We start from the raw sequence: 22492 nt of genomic DNA, 5'->3' as shown, positions 1-22492 counted from the left end.
AGATCGATGGTGCCGGCCGAATCGAATGGCGCCCGATGCCCAGCGCGGGTCCCGTCACGGGCGCCGGAAAGCCTCTTCGAGGATGTCCAGGAGCCAGGGCTGCTCGGTCACCGCGGCGATGCGCTTGAACCGCACCCGGAGGGCGACGTCAGCCTCGGCCCGGGTGGGGCGGGAGTCCACGGACAGTGCACGCCACAGGCGCCAGCCCTGGAGGTACTCCTCGTGCGAGGGGTAGGCGTACCGGTGCGGACCCTCCGCTCGCTCGGCGAGCTCGTCCAGGGTGTACGGGCGCGACGAGTCGGTGTGCTGCTCGTCGTAGCCCCAGGGGATGCGGCAGCCGGGGTGACCGGCGCGGCAGGGGAGCTGCCGGAGGGTGGTGCGCAAGTCCCAGGTCGACACCCGGCGACGATATGGCGGCGCGACTCGAAAGGGCTCTGGAAGTTGTGGCCGTCACAGCGCTTGTGGATCTCCGGATGGGCGTGGCATCCTTCGTTCAAACGGGCAGACGTATGTCCGGACAGAACTTGCGGGCCCCGGAGTGAAGACTCCGGGGCCCGCTTTTTGCGTTTCCGGGGGTGGTCGGTGACCGGACACGAGGCGTACCTGACCCGCAGCCAGGCGGCGCTGTACCTCGGGGTCACCGTGAACACCGTGAAGCACTGGCACGACCGGGGGTGGCTCGCCCCCGATGGGCAGGGCGGCGTGGTGCGCCGGAACCTCCGGGCGCGCCGGACGCCGCGCGGGTGGCTGGAGTACCACCTGGCCGACCTGGTCGCGGCCGAGCGGGACACTCGCCGATCGACCAACTCTCGCCGGCGGGCGCCGGCGCTCGAGGAAGACTCCGCCGCGGCCTGACACAACCGCGCGCGGTACCCCTCGGCGGGGAGGGGCGGGAGGGTGGTCGCCGGACTGGCCGGCCACCCTCCCCACGAACTGACGTCGGGCGGTGATCGATGCCGCAGCGTTCGGACTGGGCCCCGTTCGAGGGGTCGACGCGGCGTGCGCGGCTGCCGGAGGACTGGCCCGCGCGCCGCGAGGCGGTCTTCCGCCGCGACGGCGACACCTGCCATGTCTGCCTGCTGCCGGGTGCCGACGAGGTCGACCACGTGGTGCCGGGCGACGACCACCGGCTGGAGAACCTGGCCCCGATCCACAGCTGGCGCACCCCGCAGCGGTGCCACGCGCTGAAGACGTCCGCTGAGGGCAACGCCGCCCGGCCGAGGCTGTACCGGACCCCGGAGCGCCACCCCGGCCTGCGGTGACCGGCATCAGCTCAGCGTGACGATTCATCGATGAGGTTGAGCGTAGGCCCGGCCTGGCAGCCGTACCTGTCGGTAACTATCTACGAACAGTGACGGGGGTCGGATGTCCTACGAGGTGTGGCGCAAGAGGCCCGTCGAGGTGCTCGCCGCGCGGTGGTGGGCGAACGGCGACCACCCCGAGGATGGTGTGGGCCAGCTCGCGTCGGACCCGGCCGGCGGTGAGTACACCCGGATCGAGGGCGCGGTGGTCGGCTTCTTCCGCCGCCCTGATTCCCCCGGCGAGCAGACGCACGACCGCTGCCAGCGCATCTGGCGCGACCACGGGTGGATCGACACCCTCGAGGGCGGCCACACCGTCTGCCCGGGGGACTGGGTGGTCACCGGTGTCCAGGGGGAGCGGTATCCGGTCAAGCCGGAGATCTTCGCGGACACCTACGAGCGGGTGGAGTCGACAACGTGACGACCGTGGTGGCGTACGGCGACGGCCGTACCGTGTGGATGGCCGCCGACACCTGCACCAACGTCTACGAGCGCCCCGTCATCGGCGGTGCCACGAAGATCCTGCGCCTCGACGCCGTCGACGACGACGTCCTGGTCGGTCTGGCCGGCCACGGCGGCCTTGCCTCGGTGCTGCCGGAAACGGTGCTGCCCATCTCCCCCGAAGAGGGCGAGCCGACGCAGAACTGGGCCAACGCGGTCGCCCTGGCGCTGACGCAACGCGCCATCGAGCACGGGCTGGTTGACGACGGGCAGCTCGACGGGAACCTCATCCTCGGGTGGCGCGGCCAGGTGTGGACGATCGCGCACGCCATGGCGATCCCGCACCCGGACGGCGTGGCCGCGGTGGGGTCGGGGGAGGGGCCGGCGATCGGCGCGCTGGACGCGCTGCGGATCTGCGACGTCCACCCGACCAAGGCGATCCAGTTGGCGGTGGAGATCGCCTGCCGGCGGGATCGCTACTCGATGCCGCCACTCCAGGTCGAGGTCCTGGAGTGGCACGACCCGGCGACTCAGCTCAGCTCGGGCGCGGGGTCGAGCTTGCCGCCGACCTGAACGACGAGGTCCCGCAGGTCGTCCACGGCGTCCATCCGAGCGGTGCGCCGGCGGCTCGCCAGCGGCACGGTGACGACCTGGCTTCCGACCGCGAACAGCGCGGCGAGCCGGTAGTCGGGCAGGACGGCCAGCCCGGCGGCCTGCTGCAGGTTGACGTAGAGCTCGAGGTACTCCTCACCCTCCACGATCTGGGGACGGTCGGCACGGGCCCAGGCGCGGCTGGTGATCGGACTGGTCACATCGACCACCGTAGCGGACGGGGCGGTGACCGATGACGTCCGTGCCGCCGACGAAGCGCTACTCGCCGCTTGACCGTGACGAGGTCCACGCCGACATGCGCCTGGACCTGGTGGGCGCCCTGCGTGCGCTGGACCGTCAGCCCGGGGTGCGCGAGGCGCACCGCGGCTGCGGGGTGTGTGAGGAGCTCGACCCGCCTGCGCCGGCCGAGTACGTCCGGCAGCAGAAGGTCGTGCTGACCCTTGGCGAGGTCGCTCGGGGGCTCCCACTGCCGAGGGGATCGCGGCCGGTGCGGATGTACGTCGACGACGACCCGCAGCGGCTGTGGTTGGTCTTCGAGTGCGACTCGTTGCCCCTGGTGCCGCTCGACGAGGAGACCCCGATCGCGCTGCTGGCCGACGAGGGCGACCTCGTCGAGTGAGCCGGGGTGGTCAAGGCGGAGAGCCGGCGTCCGGCGGAAACTTGGCGAGGCTTGCAGTCGATCAGCCCACTGCACTCCCGCCGGATCTCACCTGGTCACCCAGGCCTCCTGGCTGCCCGGACCGGCCCTCCGCGCGCTGAGGCTATCAGCCCACCGGGGCGTGCTGGGTGATGCGGGAAGCGGTGAGCCGGTCGGCGGTCGCTCGGCGAGTCCCGAGTTGCTGGTTGGCAACCCATCGTTCCGCGTGCGGTGTCGCCGACCGGCCGAGTAACGCTAGCGCACCCCACTGACAGTCTCGCGGGCCCCGTCACGGGTTCCGCCGCACCGTGCTGCCGGCAGGGCGGCGCGTCACCCTACGCCCGTCACGGGAGTGATCATCATGGCCTTCACTGGCCCCGAGCCGAAGAGCGTCCGGCTGGGCCGGGGCCTGTCGGCGGAGTGGACCGACGTCCCGGACGTCCCGTACGCCGGCCCGTCGCCGGACCTGCCCGAGCTGGACCTGCCCTGGTTCCCCGAGGTGACCTCGTGGTGGGAGCTGGTGCGCCGGATGCCGCACTGCGTGCTGTGGTCCGCCATGGACTGGCAGTTCGCGCTGCACACCGCGTTCATGTGGCAGGACTGGTGGAAAAACTTCTACTCCGACCGCACGGTGTTCGCGAACAAGTCCACCGAGATCCGGCGCCGCGAGGACCAGATGGGCACCACGGCGGAGGCCCGGCGCAAGCTGCGGATCCGCTACGTCGACCCGGAGCCCGCCGCCGAGACGGGCACGAGCACCACGGTCGACGGCGGCGCCAGCGACAAGAAGGCCAGCGTCACCTCGATCGCGTCGCGGCGCGGTCGCCTGGCGGGCTGACCCGTGCCGCGCACGGTGGTGCGCTCGCCGCTGCACGACCGCAACCGCAGCCTCGGATGGCTGGCGGTGGCCTGGATGGAGCACTTCACGCGGCACGGTCCGGGTGACGTGCAGGGCGAGCCGGTGGTGCACGGTGACGAGTACACGGGCTTCATCGTCGACTGCTACGCGGTCGGGGCCCGCCCGGGCAACAACCATCTGCTGTACGACTCGGCGTTCCTCTCAAGGCCGAAGGGGACGGACAAGTCGGGGCTCGCTGGCCGGATCGGCTTGTTTGAGGCTTTCGGCCCGTGCCGGTTCGGTGGGTGGGCGCGCGGCGGCGAGATCTTTACCGACCCGTGGGGGTTGGGGTTCGCCTACGAGTACCAGCCGGGCGAGCCGATGGGGCGCCCACCGCGGACCCCGGTTCTGCGGATCATGGCGACGGAGGAGAACCAGGCCTCCAACGTTTACGACACGGTCTTCTTCAACCTGACCGACGACGACTGCCCGCTGTTCTACGTGCCGGGTGTCGACGCGGGGAAGTCCCGGGTGCTGCTGCCGGGTGGCGGCTCGGTGATCCCGTCGACTGCCTCGAGCGCGAGTAAGGACGGCGGTCGCGAGACCTGGCTCTGCCTCGACGAGTCGCATTTGTACAACACGCCCGAGTTGCGTCAGATGTACAAGACCGTGACCCGGAACCTGCGCAAGCGCAAGAAGGTCGCCGGCACCTGGTACCTCGAGACCACCACGATGTTCGCCGTCGGCGAAGACTCGATGGCCGAGCGGACCTTCGTCGAGGCGCAGTCCATCCTCGAGGGTCGCAAGCGGGGCAACCCCCGGCTGCTCTACGACCACCGGTGGGGCGAGTGCGCCGACCTGTTCGACGAGGAGGCGCTGCGCGCCGCCCTCGAGGAGGCCTACGGCGACGCCAAGGCGTGGATGGACATCGACGGCCTGGTCGACGAGTTCCTCGACACCCGCAACGACGTCGTCGACTCCCGGCGGTACTTCCTCAACGCCCAGTCGGCGGCGGCTGACGCCTGGCTGACCGCCAACGAGTGGGACGCGGCCGGCCGGCCCGACCGGGCCCTGGTCGACAAGGACGTCGTCACCCTCGGCTTCGACGGCTCCCGGGACTCGGACGCCACCGTGCTGGTGGCCTGCCGGGTCTCCGACGGGCACCTGGAGCTCCTGCACTGTCAGGAGCCGCCGGAGGCCCTGCCGGGCGCCACCGCCAAGCTCAGCAAGGCCGCGCGCAAGCGCACGGTCCGCGACGACGACGAGTTCGACGACGACGCGATCAACACCATGGCCGTGCAGTGGCAGGTCGACCGGGTCGCGGTCGACCTGGCGGTGGCCGAGGCGATGAAGCGGTTCGAGGTCGTCGGCTTCTACTGCGATCCCGCCCTCTGGCAGGAGTACGTGGACGCGTGGACGGCCACCTACGGCGACAAGATGAAGGTCAAGGCCACGCAGGGGCGGCCCCTGGAGTGGTGGACGAACCGGCCGAAGCCGATGGTCACCGCGCTGGAGCGGTTCTACGACGCCCTGGTGGTCAAGGCCCTGAGCTTTACCCCGGCCGCCGACCGGACCGGGCGGGTGGCTGAGCTGGCGCGCACCCTACGCCGGCACGCCCTCAACGCCCGGCGTCGCCCGTCGCGGGCGGGGCTGCAGATCGGAAAGGATTTTCCGAAGAGTCCGCGTCGCATCGATGCGGTGATGGCTGCCGTCCTGGCCTTCGAGGCTCGGGGCGACGCGGTGGCTGCCGGCGTCCAGACGCGCAAGCGCAAGTCCTACGCCGCCAAGCGGATCAGGTGAGCGGCGCCTCGGGCGCCTGGGCCCACCGGCGGTACTCGTCCCAGGTGAGACCCAGGTATTCGTGCAGCTCGCCGCCGATGGTCGGGTTGTCGTGCCACCGGCAGATGTAAGTGTCGATGTCGTCGCGGCGGGCCCGGCCAGCCGCCACGTCCTGGACGAAGGTGTGGTGGCCGGGCGCACTCATGGCTCGATGCTACGAGCCCGTCGGGGTCGGGGACGGCGCCGGGGGCAGCGGTGAGGCGGGCAGCGCGTTGGGGCGTCCGAGGCAGCCGTTGACGAACGACAGCGCCCGCAGCTCCTTGAACGCGACGTCGGGCTTGCCGTCGGCGGTCTGGCGGGCGCTCTCGACCATGCTGCGCTCCCGGTCGGCTCCGGTGCGCTGCAGGGCGTCGCGGCAGGTCGCCTCGTCGGGCAGGGCAATGCCGGAGGCCTTCATCCCCTCGCGCGCCTTGACGCCCTGGCGGTAGACGGCCCCGATGGCGTCGAGCCGGTCCTGGTATTGGTCTTGGTCGAGAACATCATTGATCTTGGTCGGGCCACCGGTGGTGACGAAGGTGACGACGCCGAACGCAACGAGCGCGATGAGGCCGCCGAGCATCGCCCAGCCTCGGCCAGTCAGCTCCCACACTTCGTTGCCTCCGTCCTTGGTGAACTCATGGCCGGCAGCGTAGTCAGCGCGCCCGACAAACCCCGCTGCTTTCCGTGGGCGTTTCGTCACCTCTTGCACATGGCTGGAGGTGTGCCGGGTGCCGATCGACGTGGAGCAGCAGGGCAGCCCGGGGTGGTGGATGAAGCGGCTGTTCATGCAGCTCAACGACCGCAACCGGCGCCAGCGGCTGTGGAAGTTGCACAACTACTACGCGGGCTCGCCGCCGATGCCGGAGGGCGCGGAGGCGGCCCGGGAGTCGTTTGAGGCCTTCCAGCGGCACTCTCGGTCGAACTTCGCCGAGCTGGTGGTGTCGGCGACCAGCGAGCGGATGACCCCGGTCGGGTTCCGCACGGCCGCCGACGGCGATGTCACCGGTGACGAGGAGGCCTCCGCGGTCTGGGAGCGGGCCGGCCTGGCGGTGGTCGCCTCCGACACCCACAACAAGATGCTCAGCCTGCACGAGTCGTTCGTGATCGTCGGCGAGATGGACGAGGAGACGGGCGCTCCTCTGATCACCGCCGAGGACCCGCGCACGATGGTGGGGGAGCCCGACCCCGGGAACCCGTCGCGCCTGCAGGCGGCGCTGAAGGTGCTGCACGACGACGCCGCCGAGCAGGACCGGATCCACCTGTACCTGCCGGGTGAGGTCGTGGTGGCCTCCCGGTCGCAGAAGCACCCGATGCTGTCGGCGCACACGCCGGACGCCCTGCCGATGCTCAGCTCCGGCCTGGGGATCCACTTCGACCCGCGCGGCTGGGACATCGACGAGCGCCGGTCGGGCCGGCTGGTGCACAACCGGATGCCGGTGGTGCGTTTCCGCAACCGCGACGGCGTGGGCGAGTACGAGCCGCACATCGACCTGCTCAACCGGATCAACCACCAGATCCTGCAGCGGATGGTCATCGCGACGATGCAGGCGTTCCGCCAGCGCGCGGTGCACGGCCTGCCGTTGGAGGACGAGCACGGCAACGAGATCGACTACTCGGACGTCTTCGTCATGGACCCGGCGGCGCTGTGGCAGCTGCCGGAGACCGCGAAGATGTGGGAGTCCGGCACCGTCGACCTGACCGGGATCCTGTTGGCGGTCAAGGACGACGTGCAGCACCTGGCGGCGGTGACCCGCACGCCGATGCACATGCTGATGCCGGCCGGCGAGAACCAGTCCGCCGAGGGCGCGTCGCTGTCCCGCGAGGGCCTGGTGTTCAAGGTCCGCGACCGCATCGACCGGACCAGCCATGCCTGGGCCCGGGTGATGAGCCTGGCCTTCCTGCAGATGGGGCAGGCAGAGCGGGCGGACCTGTCGAAGCTGCGCACCCTGTGGTCCAGCCCGGAGCGGCTGAGCCTGACGGAGCGCGCGGACGCCGCCAGCAAGGCGGCCAACGACATTCCGCGCCGGTCCCGGCTGATCCACATCTGGGGGTTCAGCCCGGTCGACGCCGACCTGATGATGACCGAGTGGGCCGACGACCAGCTCCTGGCGGCGCAGCTCGCCGCGGCGACCGCCGGCCTGGCCGGCGACCCGACGGTGCCCCCGGCGATCCGCCAGGCGGCACCGGCGACTCCGCTGCCGCAGCTACCGACGCCGGGTGACGTCCTGGCCAGCCCGCTGACCGGCCTGCCCGGCCGCGAGGAGGACGGCGGCTCGGCCGGCGCGCTCGTGCCCGCAGGGATCTGACGCCGGGCGGGTGAGTCATGCCGAGCGCCGACGGGAGCCTCACCGCCGCCGAGATCGCCGCGCTGTACGCGCTGATTCGCGCGCAGGCGGCGATCCGGGAGCAGCTCACGCAGGTCGCGGTGGCAGGCGCGCTGGCGCCGCTGCGGCTGGTCAACTGGTTCGACCCGGCGGACGTGGCGCAGGCCGCGGAGCGGGTGGTCCAGGTGGTGCAGCCGGCCCAGCTGCGCATGGCGCAGGTGGTGGACGCCTCCATGGCGCGGATGCTGACGACGATGACGGGCCGGCCGGTCCGCCCGGTCGGCGCGATCGACGTGCGGCAGCTGCGCCGCGCGGTGTCGCCGGCGGTGGCCCGGTTGCTGGCCGAGGTGCCGCCGGTCGAGGTGGAGCCCGATGGGGATCTCGACCTCGACCGCTTCTTCCTCGACGAGGAAGAAGCCGAGGATGACCGGCGCCGGCTCGAGGAAGAAGAGCGCGACGCCGAGGAGGATGAGCGCCGCCGGCGCGAGGAGGACGACGAGCTCGCCGAGGCTGAGCGCCGCCGCCAGGAGGACGAGGATGAGCGCGAGGCCGCCGAGCGTCGCCGGCGTGACCGCGAGGCGGACGCGCGGCGGCGGGCCCAGTTGCAGGCCCTCGACCCGATGGAGCCCTACGTCCGGGTGGGTGCGCAGTTCCGCTACCTGGTGACCCGGGGCGCGCCGGAGCGCGAGGCGCGCCAGGCGGTGGCCGAGCGGGTCACCCGGGTTGCCGACATGGACATCTCGCTGGCCCAGCGCGCCCAGGAGGCAGCGGTCGTCCGGCGGTCTCCGCGTATCACCGGGTACCGGCGGATCCTGCAGCCGGAGCTGGGTGGCGGCGGCCCGCCGTGCGGCCTGTGCGTGGTGGCGGCGGACCGGGTCTACCGGCGCGAGGACCTCAAGCCGATCCACGACCGGTGCCGCTGCGGCGTGATGCCGATCATCGGCGGCGTCGACCCGGGGCTCGTGCTCAACGGCGACGATCTGGACCGGCTCTACACGGCCGCCGGCGACACCACCTCGGGGCGCGCGCTGAAGCGTCTGCGGGTGGGCATCGGCGAGCACGGCGAGCTGGGGCCGATCCTGTTCCCGTACGGCCGCGGCTTCCGCGACGCCGAGGAGGCCGAGAGTGACCAGCGGGTGGCGTCGATCGAGCGCCGGCTGCAGGGCCTGGAGCGGTCGACGGCGTCGCTGCGCCGCCAGCTCGACGGCGGTGAGACGCGGTTGCGTCCGCTGGTGGACTACCAGACCCGCCTCATCGAGCAGCTCCGCGAGCAGCTTGTCGCCTGAGCCGTCCTTGACGTCCGTTTAGAGTAGCGCTTCGAGTAGGCCTGTTTGCCCTGGTCAGGTTACTTGACGGGTGTTTATTGCGCGGCTTCGAGCTGGCCCACCTTCGCGACGGTTCCGGCCTCGCGTGGGTGGGCTGTTCCACCCCGCCCACCCACCCACGGAGGACCCATGTCCGTTCGCCTTCGCCCGGGGGTGTGCTGATGCGCCTCCAGACGCTGTGGTTGCCCCGCGCCGACAAGGCTCAGCCTTTCGCCCTGATCGTCGACCGGGTGGTCGACGGCACGGCCGACGAGGTCGTGGAACGCAACGACGCCCTGTACGAGTTCGGCCGGGACATCGGCGCGGCCGGGGTCTTCATCACCTCGGACACCGTCGAACTGCCCGACACCTCGGGCGTGCCTGACCCTGAGCCCGAGCCTGCCGCGGAGGGGGCGCCGGTCGCGCAGGAGCGCTTCGTGTTCACCCCCGGCACGCTCACCGCTGCGCGGTTGCGGACGTGGCACGAGACCCGGGACCGGCGACAGGGGCCCGGTCCGGGGGTGTGGGCGTGACCGTGGTTTACAGCTGGGACTCGGGCGGCTACTTCACCCTGGAGTCGCACCAGCGCGCCGCCGTGGACGCCTTCGTCCGCGCGCACGACGTCGAGCCGGCGCTGGTGCCGGTGGGCAACGTTCTGCGCGTCGAGGCCGACGACGCCGGTTTCTGGCTGTGCGTCTGGCGTGCGACCGAGGATCCCGGCGAGGCGTACGACCCGTGCCCGTACTGCCCTGAATGCATCCGGCAGGAGCTGGTGCGGGTGCCCCTGGTGGCCCCGGCGCCGGAGCTGCCCGGCGCGTACATCGACCGCGACAGCGGCCTGCCCGTGGGCACCCCCGCCGAATCCTGAACACCCGGGCCAGCATTCAGGGATTGGCCGCAAATCCTGAACATCCCGAGCCGACATTCAAGGTTCGGCCGCAAAACCTGAACCTCGTCGACGAAGCCCCCGCCACCGCGCGGGGGCTTCGTCGTGTCCGGCGCCGCCCGCCACGGGCCGCGCATCCATCACCCGACACGGGAGTTCCATGTCCACCATCAACGACGCGCCGGAGTGCGGCGCGGCGACCACCGACAGCGCCGTCACCACGGCCCGGGCCATCACCTCGTTCCACGCGGAGTTGGTCGAGCGGGGGATGCCCCCCGGCGTATCTGACGAGCTGGCGTTGTACGCCGGCCGCCACCTGATCGGCGGGCACGGTCTGGTCGTGGGCGAGGTGCGGTCGTGACGATCACGCACCCGTACCTGTGCCACCCGCGTACCGGCGCGCCGCTGGTCGCGGTGGGCACCACCCGTTCCGGCCGGGTCATCTGGCCGGTGCTCGGCGGCTCCCAGCCGCAGGGCGAGCCGCAGGGTGGTCAGCCGCCGGCCGCGCCGCCGGCGCAGCCGGCCCCGGTGCCGCCGGCGCCCGGTCAGCCGCCGGCGGTATGGAACATCTACACCGGCGCGAACCCGACTCCGGCCCCGCCCGCGCAGCAGCCCACCTCGCAGGCCACCCCGCAGTCCGGCTCCGGCCAGGGGCAGCAGGGTGACGGCGGGCGCGGGAGCGACGACGGTACCCAGCGTTCCGGCCCGGGGATGCCGTGGCGGGAGCTGCCGCTGGAGGACCAGGTCGACTACTGGCGCACCCAGGCGCGCCGGCACGAGGGCCGTCAGCTCGACGCCCTCGGCCTCAAGCCCGGCGAGCTGGAGCAGCTGCGCGCGGCTGCCGCCGAGCGGGACCGGCTGGCCCAGGTGGCCCAGCAGGCCGGCGAGGCGGAGCAGCGGGGCCGGGCGGCGGCGATGGCGGAGGTGGGCGGCAAGCTCGTCGACGCGCATTTGCGGGTCGCGATCGGCCAGCGCATGACGTCGGAGCAGGTCACCGGCCTGCTGTCGAACCTGGATCTGCGCCGGTTCCAGACCGAGTCGGGCGACGTGGACGCCGCCAAGGTGTCCGAGTTCGTCGCGACGTTCCTGCCGGCGTCCGCGCCGGCCGCCGGCGGCGCGCCGGCTCCGCACGACCCCGGCGGGACCGCGCCGGCCGGCACCGCTGCGGCGGGTCTGCCGGCGACCGGCGCGACTCCCGCCCTCGGTGCTCCCGGCATGGGTGCGCCCGCTCGGCAGGTCCCGGACATGGGTCAGGGGGACCGCCAGATCGCCAGGCCGTCGGGTCTGGCCGCTGGCCGTGAGATCGCCGCGCAGCGCTTCGGCAACCGGGCGCGCTCGGCCGGCCAGCAGCAGTAACAGCACCACTTCGCACGGCCCGCATCGCAGGGGACATCTCGGGCGCTGGCCTTCCAATCATCCTTTTCTCGAAGGAGTCCGTCCTCCATGGACATCTCGGTTACGACCGAGGCGTGGACGGTCGAGAATCGGTCGTGGCTGGGGTCCCGGGATGGCACCCCCTACACCGAGTCGATCACGCTCCACGTCCCGAGCTTCACTGCCAACCTCCACTACCCGGACGGCTTCATCCCCTCGGGGATCCTGCTGGCCAAGTACACCTCCGGCCCCAACGTCGGCCTGTGGGGCCCGTACGCGGGCGCCACGTCCGAGTCGCAGACGGTGACCATCACCGGCTCGCCGACCGGCGGCACCTTCACCCTCACCTTCGACGGTGAGACCACCGCCGGCATCGCGTACAACGCGAGCGCCGCGGCGGTGAAGGACGCCCTGGCCGCGCTGCCGGGCGTGACCGGAAACGACATCACCGTCACCGGCGGTCCCGGCCCGGGCACCCCGTTCGTCGTCGGCTTCAAGGGTCAGTTCGCCGGCGAGAACGTCCCGCAGATGACCGCCTCGGGCTCCGGCCTGACCGGCGGCTCCACCCCGGCGGTCACGGTCACCACGACCACCGCCGGCGGCTCCGGCAACACCAGCGGCCTGGACGTTCCCGAGGGCTTCCTCTGGAACAGCACCCACCTGCGCGCCGGCGGCGCCGAGCGCATCGGTGCGCCGCTGCTGTGGCGGGGCGTCATCCGGGTCAACCGGCTCCCGGCCAACTCCGGGCTCGACGAGGCCGCGCGGACCGCGCTGGCCGCCAAGTTCCGGTTCAAGGGCTGAGGGGGGGCTGACCGATCATGCTCATCGACGACTACATCGAGCCGGCCGTCCTCACCGGCTTCGTCCGCGAGGTGCCCTACCCGTACCAGCTGATCCTCAACACGGTCCTGCCGGACCGGTACATCGCCGACGTGGAGGCCGCGTTCGACCAGGTCGAGCGGACCAACCGGGCGGCGTCGTACCGGGCCTGGGACTCTGAGGTGCCGGTCTCCCAGCGTGAGGGTTTCCAGCGCAGCAAGGTCGCCCTCCCGCCGCTCGGCGTCAAGCTGCCGATCGGCGAGTACGAGCGGCTGATGCTGGAGCGGATCCGCACCGGCGGTGACAACCGGTCGGGCTACGTCGAGGCGATCTACAACGACGCCGAGCAGCTCACCCGGGAGATCTTCAACCGGATGGAGCTGGCCCGGGGTGACGTCCTCATGGACGGCAAGTTCACCCTGACCGACGAGAACGGCCTGACCATCGAGGCGGACTTCAAGCTGCCGGCGGGCCACTCGACGGTGGCGAACACCCTGTGGTCCGACCACGCCAACGCCGCGCCGCTGCAGGATCTCAAGGCCTGGGTCGAGTTCTACCTCGACGAGAACGGCGAGCGTCCGGCGACGATGCTGACCAGCACGCAGGTGCTCAACAACCTGCTGCTGGCTGGCGAGATCCGGGAACTGTTCTACCGGGGCGACGCGGTCAGCGGGGGTCCGAACCTGCTGACCATGGCGCAGCTGAACACGGTGCTCAACGCCTACGGCCTGCCCGCGATCGAGACCTACGACACCAAGATCGAGGTCGAGGGGGTCAACACCCGGGTCATCGACCAGGACAAGGCCATCTTCCTGCCGGCCGACCGGGCGTCCCTGGGCTTCACTGCCTGGGGCATCACCGCGGAGGCCCTGGAGTTGGCCAACGGCCAGAACCCGGGCCTGCTGTTCCAGGATCTGCCGGGCCTGGTCGGCGTCACCCTGAAGGAGGGTGACCCGCTGCGGGTGTGGACCAAGGTCGGTGCGGCCGGCATGCCGATGCTGACCAACCCGCGCAAGCTCTTCGTCGCCGAAGTCCTCTGAGGGGGGCTGACGATGACGAAGCGACTGGCGAAGGCGGTGTTCGCCGGCGGGCAGTGGTGGCCGGCCGGCGCCGACAACATCCCCGAGAAGGTGGCCGCCACCATCCGCAACCCGAAGGCGTGGGCCACCGAGGACGACGACCACGACGGCGCCGACCCGGGCCCGAAGCGGCACACCGGCACCGGTCCCCGGCTGGTCCGGCCGGTGTCGGTCGACGGCGCCTGGTACGGGCCCGACGACGAGGTCCCGGACACGGTGGCCCGGCGCATCCGCAACCCGAAAGCCTGGGTCGACGGCGTCATGCCCGACCTCGGCGACGGAAAGGGCGACGACAAGGCCGACGGGGACACCCCGCCGGCCGACGACGAGGCCGGCAAGGGCAAGACCCGGGTGCCGGCTCCGCCGCGCTCCGGGCCGGGCTCCGGCAAGGACGCCTGGCGGGCCTTCCTGGGCGCGTCCAACGTCGAGTACGACCCGGAGGCCGGCCAGCGGGAGCTGATCGCGACCGCCGAGCGGGCCGGTCTCGTCGACTCCGAGTGAGACCCCGGGGCGGCCCCGAGACGGCGGGGCCGCCCCGGCCTGCCCGCGCGCGGTGAGGAGGGTGACGTGAGCGATGTCGGTGACGGCGTCGAGCTGATCTTCACCACCCGACCTGGCGCGGCGGTGACCGCGACCACCACCACCCCCACCGGCGCGAGCACCACACCGGCAGGGGTGGACGAGGACCCGGACGCCCCGGGCACGTACCGGTTCGAGGTGGTGCTGACCCAGCCCGGTATGTGGCGGGTGACGTTCACGGCCTCCGGCGCGGCCACGGCCGTGCAGCACTTCTACGTGTTCGCCGAGGCGCCGGGCCTGCCGCCGCTGGCGACGGCCGAGCAGCTCGCCGCGGTGTTCCGCCCGCTGTCTGACGAGGAGGCGCAGGTTGTCACCGCGCGCCTGGCCCAGGCGTCGGCGATGCTGCGCCGGCGCTGGCCGGACCTGGACGCCCGGATCGCCTCGGGGGAGTTGCCGGCGACCCTGGCGGCGGCTGCCGCCGTGGGGATGGTGCTGCGCATCGCCCGGAATCCGGGCGGGTTGCGGGCGGAGACGGTGGGCCCGTTCCGGCGGGAGTTCGCCACCGACGACGCCCAGAGCGCGCAGCTGGCCATCACGGCGGCGGAGGAAGCGCTCCTGGCGCCGCAGGAGTCCGGCGCGCCAGCGCCGCCGGCGCGCACGATCCGGGTGGCGGCCGGCATGGGCTACCCGAGCCGGCGTCGGTGGGGCGATGTTCGCGGCTGGTGACCTGGAGACGGTGGTGCGCATCCGCCCTCCGCAGCGTGACCCGTTCGGCGACCCGATCCCGGGCAGCGGCGGGGAGCTGGTGCTGCCCGACTGTCTGTTCGCGCCGGGGCCGAGCGCGGAGATGCTCAACGGCGCCAACCAGGTCGACGTCGACGGGACGGTGTACGCGCACCCGGGCGCCGACGTGACCGAGACCGACCGGCTGCGCATCCGTGGCGAGGTCTACGAGGTCGTCGGCCGCCCCCGCCGGTGGGGCCGGGCCGGCGTGGAGATCGTGGTCAGGCTCGTCACCGGCTGAGGGGGTGGCGATGCCCCGCACGTACGCCCACCTCAAGAAGCTGTACATCAACAACGGCGGCATCGAGAAGATCGCCACCGGGCCCGGCTGCCGGGTGATGGTGCGCCAGGTCGCCGAGAAGATGAAGGCGCACGCCGAGGGCATCTCGCCCGAGGACGAGGGCGTCTACAAGACGTCGTTCCGGGTCAAGTTGCACATCCGTCGGGACTGGCCGCACGACTCCCCGTACCGGGCCGCCCGGGTCTGCGCCGACCTGGCCAACGTCGCGCCCCACGCCATCATCGTCGAGCGCGGCGTCCAGGTGACCGGCCCGAAGGGCGGCGTGCAGCGCCGCAACCAGTTCCGGGTGCTCGGCAAGACCCTCGTCGCGTTCCGCGCCGCGCACCGGGGGTCGAAGCGGTGACCACGCCGCTGCGCCGGTTCCCGGACGTGCAGCGCGCCCTGGTGACGATCCTCGAGCCGCTGGCCGGCGCGGGCCGCGCCGGCGTGGAAACGCCCACGGACCTGCAGGCCAAGCTTCCGTTCATCCGGGTGCTGCGCATCGGCGGCGGATCCGACCGCCTCAGTGACTTCGCGGTCGTCGACGTCGACGTCTTCGCCGCCAGCTACGGCGCGGCGGAGCTGCTCGCCGAGCGGGTCCGCCAGCTGCTGACCGGCCCGCCGTTGCGCGCTGGCGCGGCGGTGCTGGACCGGATCACCTGCGACTCCGGTCCTGTCGAGCTGCCCTGGGCGCCGGGCGTGCGCCGCTTCGGCGCCACCTACCAGGTCACTGCGCGCCGCTACACCACCTCGATCTGAGCCCACCCACCTGCCCGCCCCGCCTGTCGGGGCTTCTTCGCATGCCTCGATCAGGAAGAGGACGTCCATGCCCAACTACGCCGGGCTCAAGAACAAGCTGAACGAACTGATCCGCCGGGCCCGGGACGGGTCGGTGTTCATCGCCCCCCGGTCGGCGGACCCGATCGTCGCGCTGACGACCGGCACCCCGCCGGTGCTGTCGCCGCTGCCGACGGGTTACGAGGACCTGGGGTGGACGTCGACCGACGGTGTGACGTTCGGCCGGGAGACCGAGTCGAGCCAGATCCGGTCGTTCGGGTCGGTGGAGCCGACCCGCGAGGACATCATCAACGACACGCTGACGATGACGGTCACGGCGCAGGAAACGAAGCTGCTGACCATCGGTCTGTCGACGGGCGTCGACACGACGGGCCTGGAGGCCGCCGCCGTCACCGGTGAGTTGTCGATCGCCAAGGCGGCGCTGCCGAACCCCCGGCACTACCACGTGCTCGGCGTTTTCGTGGACGAGACCTCCGACGGCGAGATCTACATGGCGCGGTACATGCCCAACGCCAAGATCACCGAGTTCGGCGAGACGGCCTACACCTCCGACGGTGACGACCCGGTCCAGTACGCCCTGACCTTCACCGGCTTCGAGGCGTCCGACCTGGGCTACAGCCACCGGTGGATCTTCGGCGGCGCCGGCTGGCTGGCCCTGCTCGACGCCATGGGCATCGACCAGGAGACCCCGTAGCCGAGCCCGTCCACACACGACCGGGGCGGCGCCATGGGTGGGCTCGCCGCCCCGGTCTCCCTTTCAGCCCACCGATTCACGGAGGCGGTCATGGCCGAGTTCGACACCTACGTCAAGACCCACCCCACCAGCGGCGAGCAGATGGAACGCACGCCGTCCACCCCCGCCGAGAAGGTCTCGCTGGAGTTCGACGGCTGGAAGCGCAAGCGCACCGGTCGCAAGTCCTTCGGCTCGGCGGCGAGCACCACCAAGTCCACGTCCTGATCACCAGAAAGGCCCACCCATGGCACGGTTCACCGCCGCCAAGCTCCAGCAGCGCGCGCAGGCCAAGCGCACCGTCGAGCCCTTCGAGTACGAGCTGGAGGACGGCCGGGTCTTGCGGTTCGCCGACCCGAAGGGTCTGCACCTGAAGACCCTGAAGGAGCTGCGGGGCGGCGACATCCACGACAACCTGCTCGCCCTGCTCGGCCAGGAGAGTTACGACCTGCTCATGGCCCAGCCCGAGGTGGACATCTACTTCGTCGAGGCGCTGCTGGAGGAGTACAACACCCACCACGGGGTGGCCGAGCAGGGGGAATAGCGCGCCTCTGCGTACTGGTGGACCGGTACGGAGAGGCGATCGCCGCCGACCTGGCCGACCGCGGCTTCGACCTGGAGCTGCTCTGGGAGGACCAGCGCTTCGACTTCATCCTCGCCATCGTCGACCGCCTGCCGCGTAACAGCGCGTACATGCAGGAGTTGACTGACGACGACGCCTGGGCCGAGGCGGTCCTCGCCCGCCCGGACTCCAGCAAGGGCAAGCCGTCGGTGCGCCTGGCGGACTGGTCGGCGGAGCTGGAGATGCTCACCAACCTGTACGACCGGATGGGTGAGCTGATCCGGGTGGTGGCGATGAGCGCCGGCTCCCGACCCAAACGGGCCCCGCCGGCGCCCCGCCCCACCACCGCGCTGGACCGGGTGGCCGACCGCCGCAACCAGGCGCGCCACGACCGGCTCAAGGCCGGTCTCCTGCCGCAGAACCGGAGCGGCGCGCCCGCCTCCTGACCTCGCGGGGAGGTCAGTGTGGCGTACGACGTCGGCACCGCCGTCCTGCACGTGGTGCCCTCGTTCCGGCGCATGGAGCAGTACCTGGAGAGGCTGGCCAACAGCGTCGGCGGGGAGCTCAACAAGGCGCTGGGCGACCAGCTCGCCAAGGGTGTCTCCCAGGGTGTGACCGACGCGGGCGACGCTGCCGCGCGTCCGGCGAAGGAGGCCGGCGAGAAGCTCGGCAAGGAGCTCGGGGACACCGCCGGCGAGAAGCTCGCCGAGGGCGTCACCAAGGACCTGAAGAAGGGCCTGAAGAGCGCCGGCAAGCAGGCTGCCAAGGAGGCGGCCGACGCCGGCGACGAGGCGGGCAAGGCTGCCGCCGGCGCCCTGGTGCGGCGCATCCGCGCGGTGGTGTCGTCGACGTCGGCGGCGTTGCCCGAGCTCGAATCGGACTTCGACGCCGGCGCCGACGCGCCGCTGATCGGCCGCATGCGCGAGCTGCGCGACGAGATGCAGAAGCTGCTCGAGAAGTCCGACGACGTGCTCGGCGGCGAGGACACCATCCGGCAGCTCCAGCGGATGCAGGCCGAGCTGGACCGGCTCTCCCGGCAGTCGGAGCAGTTGCGGCTGCGCTACGACACCAACGAGGCCTTCAAGAGCCTGCGCGGTCTGCTGAACGGGCTGGCGACGGAGGCGGAGAAAGAGTTCGCGAAGGCGCAGGCCCGTGCGCTGGTCGAGGCCCAGGCCGGGTGGCAGCGCGCGACCCGTGAGCTGGAGCAGCAGGAGGCCGAGCGCAAGAAGCTCGTCGAGCGGGCGCACGCCGAGGCGTTGCGGATGGTCGAGCAGCAGGAGCGTGACCGCAAGCGGATCGTCGACGCCGCGCACGCCGAGGCGCTGCAGATGCTCAAGGAGCAGGAGCGGGCCCGGCAGCGGATCGTCGACGCCGCGCACGCCGAGGCGCTGCAGATGCTCAAGGAGCAGGAGCGGGCCCGGCAGCGGATCGTCGACGCCGCGCACGCTCAGGCGTTGCGCGAGGAGGAGGAGCTCGAACAGAGCTTCCTGCGCATCGCGCGACAGGTGCACGCCGAGGAGCTGCAGGCCCTCAAGGAGCAGGAGCGCGAGCGGCAGCGGCTCGCGCGGGAGGCCGCGGCCCGGGTCGAGCGGGAGATGAAGGAGCGAGCCCGCGTCGCCGAGCAGGCGTTCAACGCCACGTGGGCCGGCCGGATCCGCACCCAGGTCACCAAGGCGTTCCGGTCGATTCCGGCGATGCCGGTGCGGGCGGACACCTCGAAGGCGGATAAGGACCTGGCGGCCCTGCGTCACCGGTTGACGCAGATCAGCAGCCAGCGCGTCGGTATCGACGTCGACAGCAAGACCGCGGTGCGCAACATCGCCGACGTTCAGGCCGCCCTGGCGCGCCTGGCGCACAGCCGCACCGCCAGCATCGAGGTGCGGGTCGCCGCCGCCCAGGCGGTGGCCGAGCTGCGGGGCGTCGACAAGGTCGCCGACGGGCTGGACGGCCGCAACCTCAAGATGAACGTCGACGTCGACGTCGCCCGGGCGCTGGCCAAGCTGCGGGAGGCGCAGGGCGCCTTCGACGTCAACATCGGTCGGCTCGGCGCCCTCGTCGTGACCGTCGCGTCGCTGGGCCCGGTCCTGGTGCCGGTGGCCGCATCGGTGGTCGGCGCGCTGGGCATGATCGGCGCCTCGATCGCCGCTGTGGGCGTCGGGATCGGCACCATGGTCCTCGGGTTCTCCGGGATCGGCGAGGCGGTCAAGCGGCTCAACGAGTACCAGGAGAACGCGGCCAAGTCCGCGGTGTCGGTGGCGGCGGCCCAGACCCGGGTGGCCTCGGCCACCGACGCGGTCACATCGGCGCAGCGGTCCCTGGCCAACACGCGGGCGTCGGCGGCTGAGGCGGAGCGCCGCTCGGCCGAGCAGATCGCCGAGGCGGAGCGCGCTGTCGGCGATGCTCGCCGGGCCGCCGCCGAGGCGGTCGAGGCGGCCACCCGCCGGGTGGCCGACAGTCAGCGGTCGTTGGCGCGCGTCGAGGCTGAGTCCCGGCGCGTCCGGGAGGCGTTGACGGAGGCGTACCGCGACGCCCAAGAGTCTCTGGAGGATCTGCGGTCGTCGGTGCAGCGCAACGCGCTGGACCAGCGCCAGGCCAACCTGGAGGTCGCCGAGGCGAAGCAGGCCCTGGACCGGATCCTGGCCAACCCTCGGGCCACCGAGGAACAGCGCGAGCAGGCCCGGATCACCTATGAGCGGCAGCTGCTGCAGATCCAGGATCTGCAGCGCGAGGGGCAGCGGCTGGCCGACGAGCAGGCCGAGGCCGACCGCAGGGGGGTCGAAGGCTCCGACGAGGTCGTGCGGGCCCGTGAGCGTCTCGCTGAGATCGACGAGCAGCTCGCGGCGGCCCAGCGGACTCTCGGTGACAGCCGGGAGGCGCTGGTCCGGGCGCAGCTCGACGGGGCGCAGCGGGTGGCCGATGCCGAGCGCCGGGTGGCGCAGGCCCAGCGGGCGGCGGCGGAGCAGCAGCGCCAGTCGATGTTCCAGATCCAACAGGCCCAGCAGGGGGTGATCTCCAGCCAGCGTCAGCTGCAACAGGCGATCAAGGCGTCCAGCGTCGCGGGCGGCGAGGCCCTGGACAACCTGCGCAAGGCGATGGAGGAGCTGTCGCCGGCGGGCCAGGAGTTCGCTCGGTTCCTGTTCGGGCTGAAGCCGGAGCTCGACGAGCTGCGGGCCACGGCGCAGGAGAACCTACTGCCGGGTGTGCAGGACTCGATCGAGGCGATCCTGCCGTACCTGCCGCAGTTCAACGAGTTCATCGGCAAGGTCTCGCGGGCGCTCGGCGGGTTGTTCCGTCGCACCGCCGACGTGCTGACGACCGACCCGACGTGGCGCAGGTTCTGGCGGTTCATCGGCGACGAGACGGTGCCCACGATGGATCGTCTCTGGAGCATCGGCGAGAAGCTGTCCCGGGGTCTCGCGGCACTGTTCCTGGAGTTGACGTCCTTCAATGGCAGTGTCGGTGGGGGGCTGGAGTCCCTCGCGGACAAGTTCGCCACCTGGGCGACGACGCTCGACGAGAACGAGGGGTTCCAGAAGTTCCTGGGGTTCGTCCGCCAGGAGGGCCCCCGGGTGGCGGAGCTGCTGAAGCAGCTCGCGATCTTCGCCTGGCGTTTCGTCGTCGCCGCCGCCCCGATCGGCCTCGTCGTCGTCGAGGGGCTGATCCGGCTCACCGAGGCGCTGAACAAGATCCCCATCGATTCGCTGACGATCATCATCGGTGCGATCGGTACGGCCGCTCTCGTCATCGGCCTTTTCGCTGCCGCGACCGCGATCGCGGGGGCCAGTGCCGGCGCATTCGCTGCTGTGGTGGCCGTGGCGGTCGCCACGGCGGCGGCCCTCATCATCGAGCGCGTCGAGTGGATCCAGGACTGGCTGCTCTGGTCCTACAACAAGATCATTAAGCCGACCTTCGAGGGCATCGCGTGGCTGCTCACCGACGTCGTCGCGCCGGCGTTTAGCTGGTTCTACCGCGAGGCGGTGCGGCCGATCTGGGACCGGGTGCAAATCGCCTTCCGGATCGGCGCCGCCGCCGTGCAGGTCGCCTTCGGCCTGTTCCAGATCGCGGCGAAGAACGCCGGAGCGCAGTTTCGCATCTTCTACTACGGCTTCATCGAGCCGATTTGGCGAAAGATCCGTCCGATCTTCGTCAAGCTCGGCTCGCTGATCGAAGACGAAGTGCATCCCAAGTGGGACAGCGGGATCAAGGCTCTGGGTGAGATCTGGTCGAAGTTGGTCGGCTGGACGAAGGAACCGATCAAGTATTTCGTCAAGACGATCTTGAACGACGGCGTCCTCTGGGCCTACAACTCGGTGGCCAAGAAGTTCAAGGTCAAACCCTCCGACGTCTCGATCACGCTGCCCCCGGGTTGGGCCACCGGCGGGCCGGTCATCGGGCCGGGCACCGGCACCTCCGACAGCATCCTCGGGCGCCTGTCCCACGGCGAGCACGTCTGGACGGCGGCCGAGGTGGCCGCCGCCGGCGGGCACGCCGAGGTCCAGGCGATGCGCCGCGCGGTGCTGGAGGGCCACACCGGCGCGTTCCGCCACGGCGGTCCCGTCGGTGACGGCTTCGGCTTCGGCGACCTGCTGAAGCGGGCAACGAAGAGAGCCTCCGACGTCATCACCGGCGTCAAGGACTTCTTCACCGACCCGGCCGGCACGCTGCGCAAGCTCGCCGAAGACCTGATCAAGCAGGCGCCGGAGCCGGACGGCCTGATGACCCGGCTGGCCACCGGCGTCACCCGGTCGCTGATCGACCCGATCATCGACACGGTCAAGGACGCCCTGACCGGCGGCGACCCGGGCGGACCAGCCGGCGGGCCCGGCAACGGGCTGGGCGGCTCCCGGGGCATGATGCGCGTGCTGCGCACCCAGTTCCCGGACCTGCAGCTGATCAGTGGCTACCGGCCCGGGTCGATCACCCTGACCGGCAAGCAGTCGTACCACGCCCTGGACCGGGCGGTCGACGTCGCGCCGATCCGGGACGTGGCGGCCTGGATCCACCGGACGTGGGGGCGCGGCACCCGGGAGCTGATCACGCCGTTCCAGCAGTTCAACCTGCACAACGGCAAGCCCCACCGGTACACCGGCGCGGTGTGGAACCAGCACAACTTCGCCGGCGGTAACGCCCACGTGCACTGGGCCTACGACAGCGGCGGGCTGCTGCCGCCGGGGGTCAGCACGGTGGTCAACAACACCGGGCGCCCGGAGCCGGTGCTCAACCCGTGGCAGTGGGACCAGATCGCCACCCTCGCCCGAGGACGCGACGAACCCCGCGAGGTGCACCACTGGCACTTCAAGAACGCCGACCTGGACCACGGCCGCCTGGCCGCGTTCTTCGACCGGCGTGACGCGATGGCCCGGGTCGGGCGCCGCTCCTGACCGTCG

Annotated in this window: 29 protein-coding genes; 25 read left to right on the top strand and 4 right to left on the bottom strand. The window is 71.7% G+C overall.

The genetic code is table 11. The features are described from left to right. Nucleotides 1-54: 54 nt before the first annotated feature. On the bottom strand, nucleotides 55-399 hold the full coding sequence (locus ACQUFX_RS13215) for a hypothetical protein (protein ID WP_428966327.1): 345 nt from the start codon (nucleotides 397-399) through the stop codon (nucleotides 55-57). 183 nt (nucleotides 400-582) lie between these two features. Between ACQUFX_RS13215 and ACQUFX_RS13210 the strand changes: the two genes are divergently transcribed. The 4 genes from ACQUFX_RS13210 to ACQUFX_RS13195 all read left to right on the top strand — a co-directional run bounded on the left by ACQUFX_RS13210 (nucleotide 583) and on the right by ACQUFX_RS13195 (nucleotide 2315). Beyond that, nucleotides 583-855, top strand: coding sequence for a MerR family transcriptional regulator (locus tag ACQUFX_RS13210; protein ID WP_428966326.1), 273 nt, complete (start codon nucleotides 583-585; stop codon nucleotides 853-855). A 98-nt stretch (nucleotides 856-953) separates the two neighbouring features. Continuing rightward, nucleotides 954-1262 (top strand): HNH endonuclease, encoded by a 309-nt coding sequence (locus ACQUFX_RS13205; protein WP_428966325.1) that lies wholly within the window; start codon nucleotides 954-956, stop codon nucleotides 1260-1262. 103 nt (nucleotides 1263-1365) lie between these two features. Beyond that, complete coding sequence (locus tag ACQUFX_RS13200; RefSeq protein WP_428966324.1) at nucleotides 1366-1722, top strand: hypothetical protein; 357 nt, start codon at nucleotides 1366-1368, stop codon at nucleotides 1720-1722. Continuing rightward, on the top strand, nucleotides 1719-2315 hold the full coding sequence (locus tag ACQUFX_RS13195) for a hypothetical protein (RefSeq protein WP_428966323.1): 597 nt from the start codon (nucleotides 1719-1721) through the stop codon (nucleotides 2313-2315). The genes ACQUFX_RS13200 and ACQUFX_RS13195 overlap by 4 nt, the downstream gene beginning before the upstream one ends. Here the strand turns inward: ACQUFX_RS13195 and ACQUFX_RS13190 are convergent. Further along, nucleotides 2273-2554, bottom strand: a complete 282-nt coding sequence (locus tag ACQUFX_RS13190; protein ID WP_428966322.1) for a hypothetical protein — start codon at nucleotides 2552-2554, stop codon at nucleotides 2273-2275. The two genes, ACQUFX_RS13195 and ACQUFX_RS13190, sit on opposite strands and share 43 nt — an antisense overlap. A 32-nt stretch (nucleotides 2555-2586) precedes the next feature. Here ACQUFX_RS13190 and ACQUFX_RS13185 point away from each other — a divergent pair, with 32 nt between their 5' ends. The 3 genes from ACQUFX_RS13185 (at nucleotide 2587) to ACQUFX_RS13175 (ending at nucleotide 5629) form a co-directional block, all read left to right on the top strand. Next, nucleotides 2587-2973 carry a hypothetical protein gene (locus tag ACQUFX_RS13185; RefSeq protein WP_428966321.1) on the top strand — a complete coding sequence of 129 codons (387 nt, stop codon included), beginning with the start codon at nucleotides 2587-2589 and terminating at the stop codon, nucleotides 2971-2973. A 379-nt stretch (nucleotides 2974-3352) separates the two neighbouring features. Then, nucleotides 3353-3829, top strand: a complete 477-nt coding sequence (locus ACQUFX_RS13180; RefSeq protein ID WP_428966320.1) for a phage terminase small subunit — start codon at nucleotides 3353-3355, stop codon at nucleotides 3827-3829. Nucleotides 3830-3832: 3 nt separating this feature from the next. Then, nucleotides 3833-5629, top strand: coding sequence for a hypothetical protein (locus ACQUFX_RS13175; protein WP_428966319.1), 1797 nt, complete (start codon nucleotides 3833-3835; stop codon nucleotides 5627-5629). On the opposite strand, the gene ACQUFX_RS13170 is transcribed toward ACQUFX_RS13175, so the two are convergent. After that, nucleotides 5622-5813 carry a hypothetical protein gene (locus tag ACQUFX_RS13170; RefSeq protein ID WP_428966318.1) on the bottom strand — a complete coding sequence of 64 codons (192 nt, stop codon included), beginning with the start codon at nucleotides 5811-5813 and terminating at the stop codon, nucleotides 5622-5624. The two genes, ACQUFX_RS13175 and ACQUFX_RS13170, sit on opposite strands and share 8 nt — an antisense overlap. Nucleotides 5814-5822: 9 nt before the next feature. Next, on the bottom strand, nucleotides 5823-6347 hold the full coding sequence (locus ACQUFX_RS13165; protein ID WP_428966317.1) for a hypothetical protein: 525 nt from the start codon (nucleotides 6345-6347) through the stop codon (nucleotides 5823-5825). Between the two features lie 28 nt (nucleotides 6348-6375). Between ACQUFX_RS13165 and ACQUFX_RS13160 the strand changes: the two genes are divergently transcribed. From ACQUFX_RS13160 to ACQUFX_RS13075, 18 genes are all read left to right on the top strand, one after another. After that, nucleotides 6376-7953, top strand: a complete 1578-nt coding sequence (locus ACQUFX_RS13160; protein ID WP_428966316.1) for a phage portal protein — start codon at nucleotides 6376-6378, stop codon at nucleotides 7951-7953. A 17-nt stretch (nucleotides 7954-7970) separates the two neighbouring features. Beyond that, nucleotides 7971-9257, top strand: coding sequence for a hypothetical protein (locus ACQUFX_RS13155; protein ID WP_428966315.1), 1287 nt, complete (start codon nucleotides 7971-7973; stop codon nucleotides 9255-9257). A gap of 200 nt (nucleotides 9258-9457) precedes the next feature. Then, entirely contained in the window at nucleotides 9458-9808 is a 351-nt protein-coding gene (locus ACQUFX_RS13150; protein ID WP_428966314.1) for a hypothetical protein, read from the top strand. After that, the gene (locus tag ACQUFX_RS13145) at nucleotides 9805-10143 is read left to right on the top strand and encodes a hypothetical protein (RefSeq protein ID WP_428966313.1); all 339 of its coding nucleotides are present in this window, start codon (nucleotides 9805-9807) and stop codon (nucleotides 10141-10143) included. The genes ACQUFX_RS13150 and ACQUFX_RS13145 overlap by 4 nt, the downstream gene beginning before the upstream one ends. A gap of 178 nt (nucleotides 10144-10321) precedes the next feature. Beyond that, nucleotides 10322-10522: a hypothetical protein gene (locus ACQUFX_RS13140; RefSeq protein ID WP_428966312.1), complete on the top strand. Its 201-nt coding sequence runs from the start codon at nucleotides 10322-10324 to the stop codon at nucleotides 10520-10522. Further along, on the top strand, nucleotides 10519-11517 hold the full coding sequence (locus tag ACQUFX_RS13135; protein ID WP_428966311.1) for a hypothetical protein: 999 nt from the start codon (nucleotides 10519-10521) through the stop codon (nucleotides 11515-11517). Before ACQUFX_RS13140 ends, ACQUFX_RS13135 begins: the two co-directional genes overlap by 4 nt. Before the next feature lie 87 nt (nucleotides 11518-11604). Then, nucleotides 11605-12336 carry a hypothetical protein gene (locus ACQUFX_RS13130; protein WP_428966310.1) on the top strand — a complete coding sequence of 244 codons (732 nt, stop codon included), beginning with the start codon at nucleotides 11605-11607 and terminating at the stop codon, nucleotides 12334-12336. A 17-nt stretch (nucleotides 12337-12353) separates the two neighbouring features. Then, nucleotides 12354-13394: a major capsid protein gene (locus ACQUFX_RS13125; RefSeq protein WP_428966309.1), complete on the top strand. Its 1041-nt coding sequence runs from the start codon at nucleotides 12354-12356 to the stop codon at nucleotides 13392-13394. Nucleotides 13395-13406: 12 nt separating this feature from the next. Next, a complete protein-coding gene (locus ACQUFX_RS13120) occupies nucleotides 13407-13934 on the top strand; it encodes a hypothetical protein (protein ID WP_428966308.1) in 528 nt (175 codons plus the stop codon). 66 nt (nucleotides 13935-14000) lie between these two features. Next, nucleotides 14001-14678, top strand: coding sequence for a hypothetical protein (locus ACQUFX_RS13115; protein ID WP_428966307.1), 678 nt, complete (start codon nucleotides 14001-14003; stop codon nucleotides 14676-14678). Further along, nucleotides 14662-14976: a hypothetical protein gene (locus ACQUFX_RS13110; RefSeq protein WP_428966306.1), complete on the top strand. Its 315-nt coding sequence runs from the start codon at nucleotides 14662-14664 to the stop codon at nucleotides 14974-14976. The genes ACQUFX_RS13115 and ACQUFX_RS13110 overlap by 17 nt, the downstream gene beginning before the upstream one ends. 10 nt (nucleotides 14977-14986) lie before the next feature. After that, nucleotides 14987-15379, top strand: coding sequence for a hypothetical protein (locus tag ACQUFX_RS13105; protein WP_428966305.1), 393 nt, complete (start codon nucleotides 14987-14989; stop codon nucleotides 15377-15379). After that, nucleotides 15376-15774, top strand: coding sequence for a hypothetical protein (locus ACQUFX_RS13100; protein ID WP_428966304.1), 399 nt, complete (start codon nucleotides 15376-15378; stop codon nucleotides 15772-15774). The genes ACQUFX_RS13105 and ACQUFX_RS13100 overlap by 4 nt, the downstream gene beginning before the upstream one ends. A 67-nt stretch (nucleotides 15775-15841) precedes the next feature. Next, nucleotides 15842-16507 carry a phage tail tube protein gene (locus ACQUFX_RS13095; RefSeq protein WP_428966303.1) on the top strand — a complete coding sequence of 222 codons (666 nt, stop codon included), beginning with the start codon at nucleotides 15842-15844 and terminating at the stop codon, nucleotides 16505-16507. A gap of 90 nt (nucleotides 16508-16597) precedes the next feature. Further along, a complete protein-coding gene (locus tag ACQUFX_RS13090) occupies nucleotides 16598-16771 on the top strand; it encodes a hypothetical protein (RefSeq protein ID WP_428966302.1) in 174 nt (57 codons plus the stop codon). Between the two features lie 19 nt (nucleotides 16772-16790). Then, complete coding sequence (locus ACQUFX_RS13085; protein WP_428966301.1) at nucleotides 16791-17087, top strand: hypothetical protein; 297 nt, start codon at nucleotides 16791-16793, stop codon at nucleotides 17085-17087. A gap of 17 nt (nucleotides 17088-17104) precedes the next feature. After that, the gene (locus tag ACQUFX_RS13080; protein ID WP_428966300.1) at nucleotides 17105-17551 is read left to right on the top strand and encodes a hypothetical protein; all 447 of its coding nucleotides are present in this window, start codon (nucleotides 17105-17107) and stop codon (nucleotides 17549-17551) included. A gap of 18 nt (nucleotides 17552-17569) precedes the next feature. Continuing rightward, on the top strand, nucleotides 17570-22486 hold the full coding sequence (locus tag ACQUFX_RS13075; RefSeq protein WP_428966299.1) for a coiled-coil domain-containing protein: 4917 nt from the start codon (nucleotides 17570-17572) through the stop codon (nucleotides 22484-22486). The last annotated feature ends 6 nt before the right edge of the window (nucleotides 22487-22492 follow it).

Origin of the sequence: Micromonospora fluostatini (genome assembly GCF_050410825.1) — a bacterium.
In the GTDB taxonomy this organism is placed as follows: domain Bacteria; phylum Actinomycetota; class Actinomycetes; order Mycobacteriales; family Micromonosporaceae; genus Micromonospora; species Micromonospora rosaria.
Note: the sequence above shows the minus strand (reverse complement) of the source record. Positions and strands in the feature narration are given on the sequence as shown.